A 15,990-nucleotide genomic window follows, 5' to 3' on the forward strand; every position below is an offset into this window, starting at 1 on the left:
GTCTTTCCACCGGCCGTCCGCGCTCCTGATGCGGACGATAACACAGGTGAAGCAAAGGCCGCGCGGGATTTGTCTCGCGCGGCCACCGTCACATGACTTACTTGATCTTCGGGTTCAGCAGAGCGTCGATCTTCGGGTCGCTCATGTTCGCCTTCGTGACCAGGTTGGCGCCCGTATCGACCTTCTCTTCGACCTTCTCGCCCTTGGATACGGCGAGTGCCGTCTTCACGCCGTCATAGCCCATGCGGTAGGGATCTTGAACAACAAGACCGGCAAGCGAGCCGTCCTTGAGGAAGCCAACCGTCTTGTCGTCGCTGTCGAAGGCGATGACCTTGATCTTCTCGCCGAGCTTGTTTTCCGCAATCGCTTGGCCGACACCCTGTCCCAAGATGAGGTTCGAGGCGAAAACACCGACAAGGTTAGGATTGGCCGTGATCAGATCGGTCATCATGTTGAGGCCGGTTGTCGCCTGGCCATCACCGTATTTGTCGGCAATGACCTTAAGGCCGGGATGCTTCGTCTTCACTTGATCCAGGAAACCTTCGCGGCGCTGCTCGAGCGAGCCGACGCCGGGAAGGTTGGTGAGGATGACGACTTCGCCCTCTTCCTTTCCGGTCATTTCCTTGACGGCCGCGGCAAGGCCGTCGGCTGCGATGCGCCCGCCCTGAACGTTGTCGGTCGTCAGGAACGACTTAAACGCCTGGGAGTCCGCACCCGAGTCGATGCCGATGATCGGAACGGACTTGGCGGCTTCATCGATCGGCTTGCCGAGCGCCTTGAACTCCGTCGGCGAGATCACGATTGCAGCCGGCTTGCCGGCAACCGCGTTCTCAAGAATGCTGATCTGGCCGTTAATGTCGGATTCGGCCTGTGCACCGAGTTCCGGCACCTTGACGCCGAGATCCTTGCCGGCAGCGCGGGCGCCGGCCAAAACGATCTGCCAGTAGAAGGACGTCGTGTCCTTGACGATGATCGGGATCGTCACGTCAGCCGCGAACGACGTCATCGGCATTGCGGTGGCGATGACGGCGGCGCCCGCGAGAGCCGTGAAGGCTCGGCGGGAGAGAATGGATTTCATGCGCATGTAGTTCTCCTCCAAGATGCGTTCTCCTCCTGACAAACCGTACCGCTGAACGCATGCGGACGATTTTTATCGATAAAAAACATTTACCACGAGAAGCTAGCCGAGCGAAAGTCAAATTGCAAGTAGCTTGGCAGGCTCAATTGACGTTTCTTCGTTCGCCGCAAGTGGTTGTTTTTACGTTTATTCAACCGCAGTCTGAAGTTCTATCAGCCGCGATATACTTCATACGGGTGAACAACGCCTTTCTTCAAAATCAAGTTGCCGTAGAGCCGGAATTCGGTCGTCGCCACGATATAGGCAGCGTGCGAGCGCGCTCGTAAAAGGCAAAGCGTTCGAGGGAGGCGATCCTGAAGTCGCCAGCCCGCCTCGCCACGATTTCCTGAAATTCGGCACAAACTTCGGGCACGGCCTTGGGATCGCCGACCACCTCCATGCGCCACGCCGTTTCCGGCACGAACGTATCGAGCGGAAAATGTGTCAGGATGGCCTCGGCCATGTCGGTCGCGCTGACGCCGTCGGCGCGAATGACCTCCGGTCCCATCGTGCTCGACGGGAAATTGGCGTCGGCAATGACGATGTCGTCGCCATGCCCCATGCGGGCGATCGCGCGCAGCAGGTCGGGATTGAGGATGGGATGGATACCTTTGAGCATGGTCGGTCCTTAAACACGTACGGCGTCTTCGCCGAGCGGCGGCGCGACGAGCGTCAGAGCTTCGAATTCCGGGAAGATGGAGTCTGGCAAGGTCGGCTCGAAAAGCTCCATGTTGCGCTGCAGGCTCGATGCCTTGGCCGTGCCGATCAGCACGGACGCGACGAGCGGATCGCGGAGCGGAAATTGCAGGGCAGGGGCGGCCAGCGGCACACCGTGCTTAACGGCAATCTTTTCCATGCTCGCGACCTTGGCGAGCACTTCATCTGTCGCGGGCATGTAGTCGAAATGCGAGCCGGGCACGGGTCCGGTTGCAAGGATGCCCGAATTGAAGACGCCGCCGACCACGAGCGATGTGCCCTTCTTCCTGCAGAGCGGCAGCAGCTCAGCAACCGCCGACCGATCGAGTAGGGTGTAGCGACCGGCCATCAGGATGCAGTCGATGTCGGCATTGCGCATCACGTCGAGGCAGACCGGGACCTCGTTGACGCCGAGCCCGAAGGCCTTGATCGCACCGGAGGATTTCAGCTCCTCCAACGCCTTGATGCCGCTATCCAGGAATTGCTTCTGAAGGACGGCGTTCTTCGCCCCGCCATGCGTATACCCACCGATATCATGCACATAGAGGATATCGATCCGGTTCAGTCCAAGACGGGCGTAGCTGAACTCCACCGAACGCATGATGCCATCGTAGGAATAGTCGTAGTCGGCATCGAAGGAGAGCGGATCGACATAGCTGTAGTCTGGAACCGTCCCCGTCGCTACTGGGCGCAGCAGCCGGCCAACTTTGGTCGAGAGCACCCACTCCTTCTCCGGCTTGTCGCGCAGGAAGTCGCCGAAGCGACGCTCGGCAAGGCCGAGGCCGTACCACGGCGCGACATCGAAGTAGCGAATGCCGCTGTCCCATGCAGCCTCCAGCGTCCCCATGGCCTGCTCGCGCGGGCAGGCGCGGTACAGGCCGCCGAGAGCGGCGCCACCGAAGCTCACTTCGGTCACCTCCAGCTCAGTCCTGCCGATTCTCCTCGTCCTCATCATTCCTCCTCTGAAGACTTGATATCCGTCTGATTTAGAGCGTTGCTCCCAGATGCCACGGCACGAACTCATTGTCACCGTAGCCGAACTCTTCGCTCTTCGTCTTCTTGCCCGATGCCGTGTCGATGATCAGGTCGAAGATCTCGCGGCCCTTGGCGCTGATCGTCGCATCGCCCGTCGCGATCGTGCCGCAGTCGATATCCATGTCCTCTTCCATCGAGGCATAGAGAGCCGAATTGCTGGAAAGCTTGATCGAAGGCGCCGGACGACAGCCGAAGCAGCTGCCGCGACCGGTGGTGAAGGCGATCATGTTCGCACCGCCGGCCACCTGGCCGGTCGCGGAGACCGGATCGTAGCCTGGGGTGTCCATGAAGACGAGACCCGGCGCGCTGACGCGCTCGGCATAGCCATAGACGGCCGTCAACGGTGAACGACCGCCCTTGGCGACGGCGCCGAGCGATTTTTCCAGGATGGTCGTCAGGCCGCCGCGCTTGTTGCCCGGCGAGGGATTGTTGTCGAGCGATGCCCCGTGCAACGCCACGTACTTCTCCCACCACGCGATCTTGTCGTCGAGCTTCCTGGCAACCTCGTCGTTGACGGCACGGCTGCGCAGCAGGTGCTCCGCACCGTAGATCTCGGAGGTTTCGGAAAGTATTGCCGTGCCGCCGGCAGCCGCCAGCAAGTCGGCGGCAACTCCAAGCGCCGGGTTGGCCGTGATGCCGGAAAAGCCATCAGAACCGCCGCACTGCAGACCGATGATGATGTCGCTGATCGGCAGCGACACCCGCTTTTCCTTGCCGACATCCTGTGCGATCTCGCGAAGCATGCCCATGGCGCGCTCGACCGCACGGCGCGAGCCGCCAGCATCCTGGATGTTGAAATGGCGCTTGGAATTGCCTGCGCCGCTTTGGCCGTAGAGCGTGAGCTGGTTGACTTCGCAGCCGAGGCCGATCATCAGCACGCCGCCGAAGTTCACATGCCTGGTATAGCCGGCAAGGGTGCGGTGCAGCACCGCCATGCCGTCGCCGGTGGCGCTCATGCCGCAGCCCTGGTCATGCACGATCGGCACGAAACCGTCGATGCCATCGAAATGCGGAAGTATCGACCGGTTGGCCTCCTCGGCGATCGCGCGACAGACCGTGGTGGAACAGTTCACACTGGCAATGATGCCGATGTAGTTGCGTGTCGCCGAACGACCGTCGGCACGACGATAGCCCATGAAAGTGCGAGCCCGGTCGGCGGCACTTGCTTCCTCGGGCGCCGAGTTGGCGGTTGCAGCGAGGCGATCGTTTTCGAAATGGAGATTGTGGCTGTGAATATGGTCGCCGGCCTTCACATCGGCCGTCGTCCGCCCGATCGCCTGCCCGTATTTGACAACGGGCTGGCCGAGCGGAATATCGGCCAGTGCGATCTTGTGGCCGGGGTCGATCTTCTCGCGTGTCTGGACGCCGGCGACCGTGGTGCCGGAGGGGATTGTCGCCGTCGCGACCGCAACGTTATCGCCAGCAGACAAGATGATCCAGGGGTCTTTGGTCAACATTCTTCTCCCTAGGGAAACACTCGCTGCGTCGGCGAATGTTCATTGATTTTGTTTTTTATCTACAATAAACATTTTCAAGTCAACGGGATTATTGATCCTGTGGACGAGGGAGGCAAACAGCCGCATGCGATCCAAAATAAGATAAGGATTGCTGAGAGATAAGCTTCTGCCACGCTTCGCGCCGCGCCCTGCGGCCGGCCGATCCGTGTTGCCGAGGCAAGAGGGCGGGCGCGTATGGCAAGGCAGAATACAGTCTTCAAGGAAGCATACAACCGCTATGCTGCGGCCCTGCATACGGATGCGGCATTGCCCTCCGAGCCGGAAATTGCAGCCCAGCTCGGCATCAGCCGCAGCACCGCGCGAGCCATCCTGACACGGCTCAGCGATGCCGGCATCATTCGCTGGAACAAGCGTCAGAAGGTCGTCCTGCGGCAGCCGACCGAGGCCGATTTCTTTCCATCGGAAGAGACGAACTCGCTGCACGACATCATCGAGCGCAGCTTCATGCGCCGCATTCTGTCGGACGATGCTGCTCCTGGCATGCAGATCAATGAACTGGAACTTGCGCGCGAAATCGGCACCGGGACCACGAGCGTTCGCGAGTTCCTGATCCGCTTCTCGCGGTTCGGCCTGATCGAGAAGCGCCCGAACAGCCACTGGATCCTCAAGGGATTCACACGCGATTTTGCGCTGGAGTTGGCCGACGTGCGCGAGATGTTCGAGCTGCATTCGGCGGCTGAATTCGGCAAGCTTCCACCTGAGAGCGACGCATGGCGCGCGCTGGCGGACATCAAGGCCGAGCATCAGTCGATGCTGCACGATCTCGACTCGCGCTACAAGGAGTTCTCCACCCTCGACGAACGCTTCCATCTGCTCATCCACGGGGCCTCGAAGAATCGCTTCATCGCCGATTTCTACGATGCGATCGCGATCATCTTCCACTATCACTACCAGTGGAACAAAGCTTTCGCGCGCGAGCGCAACGAACGCGCCATTCACGAGCACTTGGATTATATCGCCGCACTGGAATCGCGCGATCAAGGGGCGATCGATTTCTCCTGTCGCCTGCATTTGCGCTCGGCGCGGCAGACGTTGCTACAATCGATTCCGCAGGTGCCTTCCGACGAGTTTCTGGCACAGAGTTAATCTAAAACCCGGCCGAGGCCGGGTTATCGGCACGCCTGCTGCGTGTCGGGCGAAGTCATCGTAGTGCTTAGCGTTGGGTTCGATGTGCCGTTGGAGTCGCGGCGCTCCACAGTCGTTCAGGTCGCCGCCCGAGATGCCCGACTGCCCGTTCGGGCTCGTCACGCTATTGGTAGCGTTCGGATCCATCGGCATGCCGGTGCCATTGCCGTTATTTTTGATGCCAGGCGAGTTGTTGTTTCATGCCCAGCGTCGCTGCAGAGCCGCTGCCGGTTGCATTTGCTCCGCCGCTTGCGGTGGCACCACCGGTGCCACCGCAAGATGCGCCATGGCGCTGGTTGCAAGTCCGATTGCACGAACGGGCGCTCCTATCGCTTTTAGGAGCATGGAAGGTTCTCCTTTGGCTTCGTAGGCTTCGTGACCGACAATAGTCCTCTCCCCTCGGTCGAGGCGCTTCATCGCGTCGCATTTCGGGATTGGGAGCTTTGCGCGAGAGGCCGGCCATCATTCGCGGTTATCTGCAGCGGCGTACCGTCTTGGTGACCTCGTCGCCATCATCGGTCATTGTTGTGACCGTCTTGGTGTAGCAGCGATCGCGATAATAGCGGTCACGATCTCGGAGGGCGCCAACTCTGATGCCGTGCTCGTTGATGGTAATTCCGGGACGCACACGATCATAATCGTCGTCGCTGTGTTCGCGCGTCACGGTCACGCTGTCAGCCATGGCAGGAGCGACGACCGAACAGAGCGCCATCGCCGCAACAGTACAGTTCATAAGGGTCTTTCGCATGTCGATTCTCCTTCATTCATGAGAAGACCAACGAAGGAGAAAAGAACTGGTTCCTCGAAAAATGACGCGCCGACCCGTCGGATTGCCCTCTTTCGAGGACCAAACGGGGCGGCGGCGAGGATCTATTGCGACGCTTCGCTGGCCGCTGCGGCAACCGGCGTCCGGCCGTGTTCACGTCCCACTGGAATGAGCCAAGCCGACAGGAACGTCAGTACGGCAACCACGGCCACACCCCAGAACGTCCAGTGAAGCGAGGCATCGAAGACCGCGCGGATCGTGGGATCGGCGGCCAATTCGGAAAGCCCGGTTGGCTGGTTCAGTACATCATGCAGCGAGCTTGCTGCATCGCCGGCGGCATAATGGCTGATGCCGGCATTGAGAATGGCGCCGAGCACGGTTGCGCCGAGCGTATTGCCGAGGCTGCGGGCGAAGATGATCGAGGCAGTGGCGCTGCCGCGCATCGACCATTCGACGCTGTCCTGCACGAGTGCGATGCTGGTGAGGCTGATCAGCCCCATGCCGAAGCCCATGAAGAAGGAGCCTGCTCCGGCAAGCGCCGGATGGCTGTCGGGCGTCAGAAAGAGCAGGAAACTTGCGCCGAAGGGAACATCAGGCTGCCGACCCGCAGCGTCCGGCGGATGCCGAACGCCTTGAAGAAGCGGCTGGAGAGCATTACCGCCAGCGGCCAGCCGACGACCAGCATGGTCAAGGTAAAGCCGGCCACGATCGACGATCGCCCGAGGACGCCCTGGACGTACATGGGCAATACCGTCGATAGACCGATCAGCACCATTCCGGCCAACAGCGTGGCGGCGTTGCTGGTCGCAACCAGCCGGCGGCTCCACAGCGCGATGGAAATGATCGGCTCTGCCGCCCGCTTCTCCTGCCGCAGGAAAAGGACGGCGGCAACGACGAACACCAGGGCGAGCAATGCCAATACCCACGCTTTGGCATCCGCGGCCTCCGTGAGGATGACGAGCAATGCGACGACGGCGATCGAAAACAGAATGGCGCCGAGATAATCGATCTTTGCCTGCTTATGTGCGACCGATTCCTTGAGGAAGAAGGCAAAGGCGGCGATCGACACGATGCCGATCGGCAGGTTGATCCAGAAGATCCAGGCCCAGGAAATGGTGTCAACGATCACACCGCCGGCGAGCGGCCCGACGACCGCCGATGTGGCCCATACCGTTGCCATGATCCCTTGCACGCGACCCGCTCCTCCAGCGTGAAGAGGTCGCCGATGATCGTCATCGTTACCGGCTGGATCGCCCCGGCGCCGAGCCCCTGCAGCAGACGGAAGACGATCAGCGACGCCATCGACCATGCGAGGCCGCAGAACAGGGAGCCGACGAGAAAGATCAGAATGCCGGCGATCAGCACCGGCTTGCGCCCGAAGATGTCCGAAAGCTTGCCATAGATGACGGTTGTCGTCGACTGCGCCAGAAGAAACGCCGAGAAGACCCAGCTGTAGTAGGTAAAACCGCCTAACTGCCCGACGATCTTCGGCATTGCGGTCGCGACGATCGTTGCCTCGATGGCGACCATGAAGGTCGCGAGCATGATGATGGCGACGACGAGCGCACGGTTCGAGCGCTGAGCTGTAGTGGACATGACATCTTCTCCGGGTACTCCGCGAAGTGCCGGAAATGCTCGGCAGGTCGGCAGGCGGGAAACGCGCCGGCGCGAAGTGTTGCACCGTTCTATGCCGCCAACGAAAACCCGTCAATTATTATCCGTTTGGTTACGAGTGCAGTTTTCCTGCGTCGCGGCGAAGGTGGCTAGGGGCGCGGCATTCTGGACCGGACCTCGACGACACCGTCGAGGTCGCCGCCGCCGCAACCACCCTCGACCGCGCCACCGGCCAGCTCTTCTAGCTCCCGTCGCTCTCGCTTGCTGACAAAATCCTCATCAAGGACAACAAGCTCATCCTCGGAATGCCCGTCGAGGTCTTGTCCAACCGCCGAGCGAACCGCCCTCGCATCGTTCATCAAACCATTCACCGACCAAACGATGAAGGCATTAGAGAGGAATGAGGCACGTAGAAGGGGAGTGGCGTGCGCATCGCGCGACACCTGTTTCAGGCGCCGCAAAATTCAATTACCGGCTGTCGGCGGCTTTTACCAGATTGCAATAATATATACCCCTATTGTCGTAAGAAGTGGATAGATGTTAGGCATTTTACAACAGGAAGGCGCATGCTATTCATAGAAAGCTCTAGGTTTTTAGAGTTGATGTTGGGATTATTCTCGACATGGTAGCTGCTTCTATGGCTCGGTTTGGTCTTTGACCAAATGAGCGCGTTGCTTGTTGTCGGCGTGGCCGTACGACTTGAAGATATAAAAACAATCTGGAGGAGATATCCGATGTTTCATATGGAGATTTTGCTTCCCTTCGGCCTTTCCTAAAGGCCGCCGAGGCATTGAGCCATCAGGCGAGTGGCTGGGAACCACCTTCGACCGCACGGTCGGACCGCGATGAAGGTAGCCTGAAACATTCATAAAGGTGAAAGCGCGGCAATTGTGCTGCTGTATGCAATATCGGGCGGACGGCGTCATGAAACGACGCGGGCCGTACGTGAAACTCTGGAAATTCGCCACAGCATTGGAGTGGGTCCGATGATCAATAGCTTTGGTGAAGACATCTGCTTGCCCCTGGTACAGTTGATCTACGAAACCGTCGTGAGTCCGCCCGAATGGGAAAAGGTCATAGCGGAGTTGATCGACATCACCAAGGCTGCCGCAGGTGCAGTTGTGGGCTTCAAAGGGGCGGAGGATCGGCGTGCGAGCGTGTTTGCAAAGGGCGTTCCGAAAGCCTCCCTCTGCAATCCGCAGATGATCGCCGCATTGCATGCAGCGACGCTCACCCTGGGGCAAGGGGCGTTCCTGACGATCGATTTGAAGGCCAAGCTCAATCCGCAATGGGACGTGCCCGTGCACGAATGTTTTGGTGCCGAGGGCAGCCTTCTTATACTCGTCCTCGTCAAGGAAGGCGGGCGCCGCATTGCACTCGTGCTTCATTTCGATCGGGGAGGTCGAAGCGATACGGACAGAGCGGCCGAAACGCTGATGAAATTGCTGCCGCACTTTCAGACGGCCTTTGCAATACAGAAAACGACACTTCTGGAGCGGGAGAAATCCGCGCACATGGAGAGTGCCTTCTTCAGTTCCTCGGCACCCTCTGCAATCATCACGGAAGACTATCAGGTGCGCCTGGCGAATGGCAGTTTCGAGAAATTTGTCGAAGCGTCGCATCTGCTCGTCGAATACAGCGACTCGGTGATCGATTTTGTCGATACCACTCTTCAGGATGAGGTTGCTCGACTGATCGGCATGGCGGCGTCGCATGGACGCGTTCGCCATGTTGCCTGGGTCGAGGACAAAGTGAAGAACATCAAATGGCTCGTCAGCGTCGATGCGCTGTCGGGACGCGTTGGCCTAGGATCGCAATTCAAGAACGTCTTTGCCACCAACGAGCGTGTTTACATGCTCACGATACGCGAACTTGGTGGAAACAGCCTGTTGGCGCCAGACACCATCAAGTCCATCTTTGGCCTGACACCGACAGAGGCCGATCTTGCGTATTGCCTTTTGAGGGGAGAAACGGCATCGGAGATCGCGCGGCAACGCGGGGTCTCAAAGAACACGGTCCACAACCAGCTTGCCTCCGCGATGGCCCGCGTCGGGGTGAACCGGCAGACGCAATTTCTCCACTGCCTGTCGATGCTTTCCGCGATGTGCTGACGTGTTGCTCAGAACCGCCAGGTAATGCTGACGGAAACGTTGTAGTCGATCGCGTGACTCATTCCGATCGTGGGCGATACACCACCACCGGCATCCGCGACATAGTTGATCGTCGGTACTTTGTTGACGAAGTTCACGCCGGCGTCCAAGCCGACCACCAGGTTCTCGCTTGGCGCGTAGCGCAGCCCGGCGCCCACGCCGGCAAGCAGGCTGGCGTCATCGCGCGTTTCGGAGACAAAGTCGAAAGCGCCAGTCGATACGCTCGGCAGAATCGCAGAGTAATGGCTTCGATAGTGGGAATGGAGGTAGGCGCCGCCAAATCTCGCATCGAACGAGACACTGAGATCCGGCTGCAGCGCCCTGCTTATGCCCAGTTCCGCGAGGGCGCCGACATAGCGCGCATCAAGTTCGTCGGTCTGCCCGACGCCGATCTCGGGGACTACCGTGCCAGGAATGCTGGCCCCTATGACGAGTGTCCTGCGAAAATCCACGTCGCGATCGATGGAGCGATACATCGGGCCGAATTTGGGCGTAATCGTCCAGCCGCCTTGGAGATCGATCGGAGCGCCGAGTAGCAGTGTCTGATCGATGACAGTGGCATCCTCGCTGCGCTCATCGATGATTGCGCTGTTGCTGAGGTCGCCGATTGCTCGCAGAGTGATACCGGTATTGTCGGCATAGGCAGCATAGGCTGCGGCACTTGGGGTGCCGCCATTGGTCACGAGCGCGGTAAATACGCCGCCGGCAACCGAACTGCTCGAAGCAAATTGTGTAATCCGGCCATCTGCAAGCGCCGATGACGCGGCCGAGTGGATGTGCGCCGTCCCCCCCGCGCTGTCGTTTACCGTGACATCTGCCACCGCGGCCGCAGGCAGCGTACCCGTAGGTGATGCCGTCAGAGTATTGATGCTGCCGTTCGCCGAGTTCCCGAAGCTCAGGTTCAGCGAATTTTGCCCGGCAAGGCTCGTTCGGTCCGTGGAACCGGAAGAAAGGTCTGCGATGCTGCCGTTCCACTCCAGGATAAACGGCTGCGATCCAATCTGCCCAAGCGGCAGATCCAGGCTGATGCCGAGGTTGAGGCCATCGTCAACGACCCTGCTGTCTCCGCTTCCGAAGAAATCGGGCCGGCGCGAACCCCAGCTTGGCAGGCTCAACCAGTTGATCCCCGTCCCGATCTGCAAGCTTGCTACGGGTTCCTCATTCTGCGCCGTTGGCGTCAGTTTGATGTCGTCCGCAACTGCAATGGAGGTGGTGCTTGCAAGGCTTGCCAGAGCCGCAACCATGATCGCAGCCAGTTTGTGCGACTGAACGGCAAGGCAGATCCGCATTCTCTCGTCACCCCAATATGGCCGCCGAAGCACGCCGGCACGACACACCGAGGTCTATTACTATTATAATTTAGTATACAATCAATTAGCCGCGGTTTCCTCCGCCGGGAAGATCATGCGAACGGTGCATAAATGTCACGGCACCGACACAACGCAGAGCTTCTCGCCGTTCGGACCAAAGACGGTGAGCCGGGCGCTCCATCCGTTCGGCGACACGGAGACGGTCGATCGCGAAAGCGCAAGCCGTCCTGGGTCAGCCTTCTGGAAATCACCGCCTTGAACATTGCTTGAGGTGTTGCCATTGGAATTCGAGAAGATCTCGAACTGGTAGCTTCCTTCACCGCGACCATCGCTTTCGATCGTCGGGACCAGGGTCATGGCGCCGCCAGTCTCCTTATGGTGCTCGATGATGCAATGTACGGGTGGGAGGGCCGCAATCATTGTAGGACTCCGTAGCGAAAGAGGTCAGCGGCATCGCCGCTGACCTTCAACTGAACTCGACTAGTGTTGAATGGTGATGGATTTGTTGCCGACGCCGGACTGATAGGTCTGAGAGTCATTGCCAACGCCAAACTGACCGGTAAAAGACATGTTTCCTCTGCCCGATTGTTCGGTATACGATTCGTTACCGAAACCTCTTTGTAGGGTTACGGATTCGTTGTATCTGCCATGTTGAACAGTTGATGCGTCATTCCAGCCGCCGCGCTGGCCAGTGAAGCTGAAGTTGCCCCTGCCACTCTGGGCCGTGCCAGCGAAGTTGCCCCAGCCGCTCTGATCCGTGATGGACTGATTATCCGCAGCGAATACGCCGGAGATCGACGAAAGCGCAAACACGGTTGCAATTACTAGACCCTTGATTTTCATTGTATCTCTCCTCTTCCCCCGTCGGAATTGACGGTTGAGAGACACTACCGCATCGCCACTCGCGCGCGGGTTTCAAAGCTTACCTAATGGAATGGATGAATTCCCCGTTTGCGGCAAGGAATGTGGTGTCGCTTAGTGATGATGGGGGCTGCAATCGTTTCCGTGACTATGCCATTAGTGACATTTGCCAGACAGGTAGGCTGGAGCTCTAGAGTTCCTGAAGGTCGCTTCAACGACACATTGGGCGACTGCGATACGCTTCCACACGATTTTGAAAAGAGATGGTGCCGCTTACGTGACTCGAACACGTGACCCCATCATTACGAATGATGTGCTCTACCGACTGAGCTAAAGCGGCAATCCCTGCGGCCGAACGATGCGGCCCGCGATTTGCATGGGGCTGATACAGGCATTGTTTGAAGATTTCAAGCGCCCTGTCATCTCTTCGGCAAAAAAGAACGACGCTGTGGAAATCTGTTGCCGGTCTCTAGAGCGACAGTCGCGCCCGGGCAGCCGCGTATTCCGCTTCGAGCCGATCGACAAGCGTGTTGACCGGTTCGATCGCCTTGATGGCGGCGATGCCTTGTCCGCTGCCCCAAATGTCCTTCCATGCCTTGGCGCCGCCGACGGCCTGTTCGAAATCCATTTTCGAGGGATCGGCGACCGGTAGGTTGTCGGGGTCGAGGCCGACTGCCCTGACCGACGGTTTGAGGTAGTTGCCGTGCACGCCGGTGAAGTAGTTGGAGTAGACGATGTCGTTCGCCATGCCATCGACGATGGCCTGCTTGTAGGCTTCAGAGGCGCGTGCCTCTTCGGTTGCGACGAAAGGCGTGCCGATATAGGCCATGTCGGCTCCCATGGCCTGCGCCGCGAGGATCGCGCCGCCATTGGCGATCGCGCCGGCAAGCAGCAGCGGCCCGTCGAACCATTCGCGGATTTCCTGGACGAGGGCAAAGGGCGAAAGCGTGCCGGCGTGACCGCCGGCACCGGCCGCGACGGCGATCAGCCCGTCCGCGCCCTTGCGAATGGCCGAGTGTGCATGCCGGTTGTTGATGACGTCGTGGAGCACGATGCCGCCGTAGGAATGCACCGCGGCATTCACCTCCGGCACGGCGCCGAGCGACGAGATGACAACAGGCACCTTGTATTTGACGCAGAGCCTGAGATCGTGCTCCAGCCGCTTGTTCGACATATGGACGATCTGGTTGACGGCAAACGGAGCCGCCGGCCGTTTAGGGTTTGCAGCGTTGTAGGCGGCCAGCTCCTCGGTGATCATGGCGAGCCATTCGTCGAGCTGGCTCTCCGGCCGTGCGTTCAGCGCCGGAAAGGCGCCAACGATCCCAGCCTTGCACTGCGCCAGCGTCAGCGCCGGATGCGAAATGATGAAAAGCGGGGAGGCGACGATCGGCAATCTGAGATTCTGGGTTAGGATCGGAGGCAGAGCCATGAGACACCGTGAGAATTGACGTTTACGAAAACGTCAATGTGATACCAGAGACTTTGGCAGAGGAAAAGCTCGCTCTATCGATTCCACAAATATCGGCTATTCTTGCAGGGACATAAGAGGTGTGCGGCAACCGTGCGTTATCCCCTGCCGATGCGATCCGGAGGCCCGGTGAGGCTTGCGATTTGCTGTGGCAGTGGTTACCGCATTTACGAACTGTTAGGGATAAGGCCCAGTCTCAGAGTAAAGGACCGGATGTGAGCGGATTAGAAACGGCTATCAGAACGGCGCTCAGCAATGCCGATCGCGACAATCCCGAAGTCCGTGCAAAAATCTATCAGTCCGCGCGTCAGGCGCTCGAAGCCGGTCTTCGCAAACAGGACATCACTGACGCGGAAGCGGTTGCCTATCACCGCCACAGGCTCGAAACGACGATTCATATGATCGAAGCGGAGGAGCGCGAGCGCCTTCATCCGCGCCAGGGACCGCCGGAAATTCCTGTTCCACCAGTCGTGGAAATGCCGAAGCCCGCTGCCCACGTGGCAGAGGAAGAGGTAGCGAACGTCTCGATCGGCGGCGAGACTCGCGAGCATTCCGTCACGGATCCGCGCTTCGACGACGAATCCAGCCTCGCCGGCGTGCATGCCGGTAGCGGTGACCATCTCGGCGTTGCGCCGGTTGCTGAGACGCCGGCTGCGGAACGAAAGCCGGCTCAGATGGACTTCCGGCCGGAGCGCGCGGCGGTTCGGCGCAAGCCGCGCAAGTTCTTCTCCCGGCTGCTCGTCGCCTGCGTGCTTCTTGCCTTCATCGGCATGGGCGCCTGGTGGGTATATTCATCGGGCTTGCTGATGACCGCTGCAGAACGAGATACAAGCGTTGCCAATCCGCCGGCGAGCACGCAACCGGAAGACTTCGACGGCGCCGACAGCGGCAGCGATAACGCTGCTGCGGGCGATAATGCGGCGCCCGTCGCGATCGACCCGCAGAATTCGTTCTCTGCCGATTGGATCGAGGTTTTCAAGCCGTCCGACGCCGACAAGATCAAAACCGGCGCACAATCTCAAACCCAAAATGTCGCGGAAAATGACGGCCCGGCTGTGCGCCTGATTTCGCAGAGCAATGGCAGTGACGGCAATGTCAGTATCAGCGTTCCGGCCGATGTGCTGCAGCAGCTGGCCGGCAAGTCCTCGACGATTGCGATCACGCTGCAATCGACGTCCGACGAACCGACGCAGATTACCGTGGAATGCGATTTCCAGTCGCTCGGCGACTGCGCCCGCCATCGCTTCTCCGTCACCCGGCAGAAGTCGGATGTGCTGCTCCAGGTCCGCTTCGATCGATCGCTGGCGCCGAACTCTGCGGGAAGCCTTATGATCAACAGCGACGTCGACGGCAAGGCGCGGGGCATCAACCTCTACGCCGTGCGAATCCTGCCTGGGCAATAGGCTATTTCAGGAAATGGGGACCTGCGCCGATGATTTTATCGTCGAGCTTGCCGATGGCGTCCTTCTCCTTGCCGTCGTAATCCATCGTCTTCAGCATGTGACGGATCAGGTTCAATCGAGCGCGACGCTTGTCGTTGGCATGAATGACCGTCCATGGCGCGAATTCCGTATGCGTCTCCTTCAGCATGCGGTCGCGTTTCTCGCTGTAGTCGCCCCATTTCGTCAGGGCCGCTATATCCATCGACGACAGTTTCCAGACCTTGAGAGGATCGTGGCGCCGATCATGGAAGCGCTTCAGTTGCATCTCGCGGCCGATATCGAGATAGAATTTGAAGAAGAAGATGCCCTCATGGGCGATGATCTTCTCGAGCTGAGGCGCCTGGTTCAGGAAATCTTCATATTGTTTCGGCGTACAGAAACCCATGACGGGCTCGACGCCGGCACGGTTGTACCAGGACCGGTCAAAGAGCACGAACTCGCCGGCAGTCGGGAATTGCGCAACGTAGCGCTGGAAATACCATTGCCCGGCTTCGCGTTCGGTGGGTTTCGTCAAGGCGACAACGCGGGCGAGGCGAGGATTCATATGAGCCGATGAGGCGGAAATCGCGCCACCCTTGCCCGCCGCATCTCGCCCCTCGAAAAGGGCCAACACCCGCCTGCCAGTGGCCTGCAGCCAGAACTGCACCTTGACCAGCTCGATCTGCAGCTTCTCCAGGTCCTCAAGGTATTCCTCTTCCTGGAGCTTTTTGTTGTAGGGGTAGTCGCCCGATTGCAAGGCAGCCTCGTCAACCCATTCCGGCAGCACGGGATCGTCGACGTCGAAGACACGTTTCTTTCCGCGGATGTCCAGTTCGACGGCTCTACGTTCGACATCATCGGCCATGGCTTCTCCCCCCACTGTGAGCTTCGAATGCAGGCGACCATATTT

At 59.5% G+C, this 15,990-nt stretch carries 13 protein-coding genes, 1 tRNA gene and 2 pseudogenes; 3 read left to right on the forward strand and 13 right to left on the reverse strand.

From position 1 onward, the window contains the following. Nucleotides 1–97: 97 nt before the first annotated feature. The 4 genes and pseudogenes from WGT02_RS04035 to WGT02_RS04050 all read right to left on the reverse strand — a co-directional run bounded on the left by WGT02_RS04035 (nucleotide 98) and on the right by WGT02_RS04050 (nucleotide 4,302). Nucleotides 98–1,084, reverse strand: coding sequence for an ABC transporter substrate-binding protein (locus tag WGT02_RS04035; protein WP_208248967.1), 987 nt, complete (start codon nucleotides 1,082–1,084; stop codon nucleotides 98–100). A gap of 206 nt (nucleotides 1,085–1,290) precedes the next feature. Continuing rightward, nucleotides 1,291–1,736: pseudogene (locus WGT02_RS04040) on the reverse strand (RbsD/FucU family protein). Nucleotides 1,737–1,745: 9 nt separating this feature from the next. Next, complete coding sequence (locus tag WGT02_RS04045) at nucleotides 1,746–2,765, reverse strand: aldo/keto reductase (RefSeq protein ID WP_208248966.1); 1,020 nt, start codon at nucleotides 2,763–2,765, stop codon at nucleotides 1,746–1,748. Nucleotides 2,766–2,799: 34 nt separating this feature from the next. Continuing rightward, a complete protein-coding gene (locus WGT02_RS04050; protein WP_208248965.1) occupies nucleotides 2,800–4,302 on the reverse strand; it encodes a UxaA family hydrolase in 1,503 nt (500 codons plus the stop codon). Between the two features lie 237 nt (nucleotides 4,303–4,539). Between WGT02_RS04050 and WGT02_RS04055 the strand changes: the two genes are divergently transcribed. Beyond that, nucleotides 4,540–5,451: a GntR family transcriptional regulator gene (locus WGT02_RS04055; RefSeq protein ID WP_024316698.1), complete on the forward strand. Its 912-nt coding sequence runs from the start codon at nucleotides 4,540–4,542 to the stop codon at nucleotides 5,449–5,451. A 511-nt stretch (nucleotides 5,452–5,962) separates the two neighbouring features. Here the strand turns inward: WGT02_RS04055 and WGT02_RS04060 are convergent. The 3 genes and pseudogenes from WGT02_RS04060 to WGT02_RS04070 all read right to left on the reverse strand — a co-directional run bounded on the left by WGT02_RS04060 (nucleotide 5,963) and on the right by WGT02_RS04070 (nucleotide 8,229). Next, nucleotides 5,963–6,238: a hypothetical protein gene (locus tag WGT02_RS04060; protein ID WP_024316697.1), complete on the reverse strand. Its 276-nt coding sequence runs from the start codon at nucleotides 6,236–6,238 to the stop codon at nucleotides 5,963–5,965. A 122-nt stretch (nucleotides 6,239–6,360) separates the two neighbouring features. Continuing rightward, nucleotides 6,361–7,852, reverse strand: a pseudogene (locus WGT02_RS04065) (MDR family MFS transporter). Between the two features lie 167 nt (nucleotides 7,853–8,019). Beyond that, nucleotides 8,020–8,229 (reverse strand): hypothetical protein, encoded by a 210-nt coding sequence (locus WGT02_RS04070; RefSeq protein WP_208248963.1) that lies wholly within the window; start codon nucleotides 8,227–8,229, stop codon nucleotides 8,020–8,022. Between the two features lie 627 nt (nucleotides 8,230–8,856). On the opposite strand from WGT02_RS04070, the gene WGT02_RS04075 reads away from it, so the two are divergent. Then, on the forward strand, nucleotides 8,857–9,981 hold the full coding sequence (locus WGT02_RS04075) for a helix-turn-helix transcriptional regulator (RefSeq protein WP_024316694.1): 1,125 nt from the start codon (nucleotides 8,857–8,859) through the stop codon (nucleotides 9,979–9,981). Between the two features lie 8 nt (nucleotides 9,982–9,989). Here WGT02_RS04075 and WGT02_RS04080 read toward each other — a convergent pair whose 3' ends face one another. From WGT02_RS04080 to WGT02_RS04100, 5 genes are all read right to left on the reverse strand, one after another. Next, the gene (locus WGT02_RS04080; protein WP_208248961.1) at nucleotides 9,990–11,309 is read right to left on the reverse strand and encodes a hypothetical protein; all 1,320 of its coding nucleotides are present in this window, start codon (nucleotides 11,307–11,309) and stop codon (nucleotides 9,990–9,992) included. A 135-nt stretch (nucleotides 11,310–11,444) separates the two neighbouring features. After that, nucleotides 11,445–11,750 (reverse strand): curli-like amyloid fiber formation chaperone CsgH, encoded by a 306-nt coding sequence (gene csgH / locus WGT02_RS04085; RefSeq protein ID WP_024316692.1) that lies wholly within the window; start codon nucleotides 11,748–11,750, stop codon nucleotides 11,445–11,447. A 60-nt stretch (nucleotides 11,751–11,810) separates the two neighbouring features. Then, on the reverse strand, nucleotides 11,811–12,173 hold the full coding sequence (locus tag WGT02_RS04090) for a hypothetical protein (protein ID WP_024316691.1): 363 nt from the start codon (nucleotides 12,171–12,173) through the stop codon (nucleotides 11,811–11,813). 282 nt (nucleotides 12,174–12,455) lie between these two features. Continuing rightward, nucleotides 12,456–12,531, reverse strand: a tRNA-Thr gene (locus WGT02_RS04095). A gap of 129 nt (nucleotides 12,532–12,660) precedes the next feature. Beyond that, a complete protein-coding gene (locus tag WGT02_RS04100) occupies nucleotides 12,661–13,620 on the reverse strand; it encodes a nitronate monooxygenase family protein (RefSeq protein ID WP_024318306.1) in 960 nt (319 codons plus the stop codon). 254 nt (nucleotides 13,621–13,874) lie between these two features. On the opposite strand from WGT02_RS04100, the gene WGT02_RS04105 reads away from it, so the two are divergent. Further along, entirely contained in the window at nucleotides 13,875–15,062 is a 1,188-nt protein-coding gene (locus WGT02_RS04105) for a hypothetical protein (RefSeq protein ID WP_024318305.1), read from the forward strand. Nucleotide 15,063: 1 nt separating this feature from the next. Here the strand turns inward: WGT02_RS04105 and ppk2 are convergent, their stop codons facing one another. Further along, nucleotides 15,064–15,945 carry a polyphosphate kinase 2 gene (gene ppk2, locus WGT02_RS04110; protein WP_024318304.1) on the reverse strand — a complete coding sequence of 294 codons (882 nt, stop codon included), beginning with the start codon at nucleotides 15,943–15,945 and terminating at the stop codon, nucleotides 15,064–15,066. Between the last annotated feature and the right edge of the window lie 45 nt (nucleotides 15,946–15,990).

Source organism: Rhizobium sp. T1470, from assembly GCF_042140505.1.
Lineage (GTDB): Bacteria > Pseudomonadota > Alphaproteobacteria > Rhizobiales > Rhizobiaceae > Rhizobium > Rhizobium favelukesii.

What these genes read in the sequence shown, in the direction of transcription:
- WGT02_RS04035 (WP_208248967.1), bottom strand. Translation starts at nt 1,084, where the DNA reads ATGCGCATGAAATCCATTCTCTCCCGCCGAGCCTTCACGGCTCTCGCG.
- WGT02_RS04045 (WP_208248966.1), bottom strand. Translation starts at nt 2,765, where the DNA reads ATGAGGACGAGGAGAATCGGCAGGACTGAGCTGGAGGTGACCGAAGTG.
- WGT02_RS04055 (WP_024316698.1), top strand. Translation starts at nt 4,540, where the DNA reads ATGGCAAGGCAGAATACAGTCTTCAAGGAAGCATACAACCGCTATGCT.
- WGT02_RS04060 (WP_024316697.1), bottom strand. Translation starts at nt 6,238, where the DNA reads ATGCGAAAGACCCTTATGAACTGTACTGTTGCGGCGATGGCGCTCTGT.
- WGT02_RS04070 (WP_208248963.1), bottom strand. Translation starts at nt 8,229, where the DNA reads ATGAACGATGCGAGGGCGGTTCGCTCGGCGGTTGGACAAGACCTCGAC.
- WGT02_RS04075 (WP_024316694.1), top strand. Translation starts at nt 8,857, where the DNA reads ATGATCAATAGCTTTGGTGAAGACATCTGCTTGCCCCTGGTACAGTTG.
- WGT02_RS04080 (WP_208248961.1), bottom strand. Translation starts at nt 11,309, where the DNA reads ATGCGGATCTGCCTTGCCGTTCAGTCGCACAAACTGGCTGCGATCATG.
- csgH (WP_024316692.1), bottom strand. Translation starts at nt 11,750, where the DNA reads ATGATTGCGGCCCTCCCACCCGTACATTGCATCATCGAGCACCATAAG.
- WGT02_RS04090 (WP_024316691.1), bottom strand. Translation starts at nt 12,173, where the DNA reads ATGAAAATCAAGGGTCTAGTAATTGCAACCGTGTTTGCGCTTTCGTCG.
- WGT02_RS04100 (WP_024318306.1), bottom strand. Translation starts at nt 13,620, where the DNA reads ATGGCTCTGCCTCCGATCCTAACCCAGAATCTCAGATTGCCGATCGTC.
- ppk2 (WP_024318304.1), bottom strand. Translation starts at nt 15,945, where the DNA reads ATGGCCGATGATGTCGAACGTAGAGCCGTCGAACTGGACATCCGCGGA.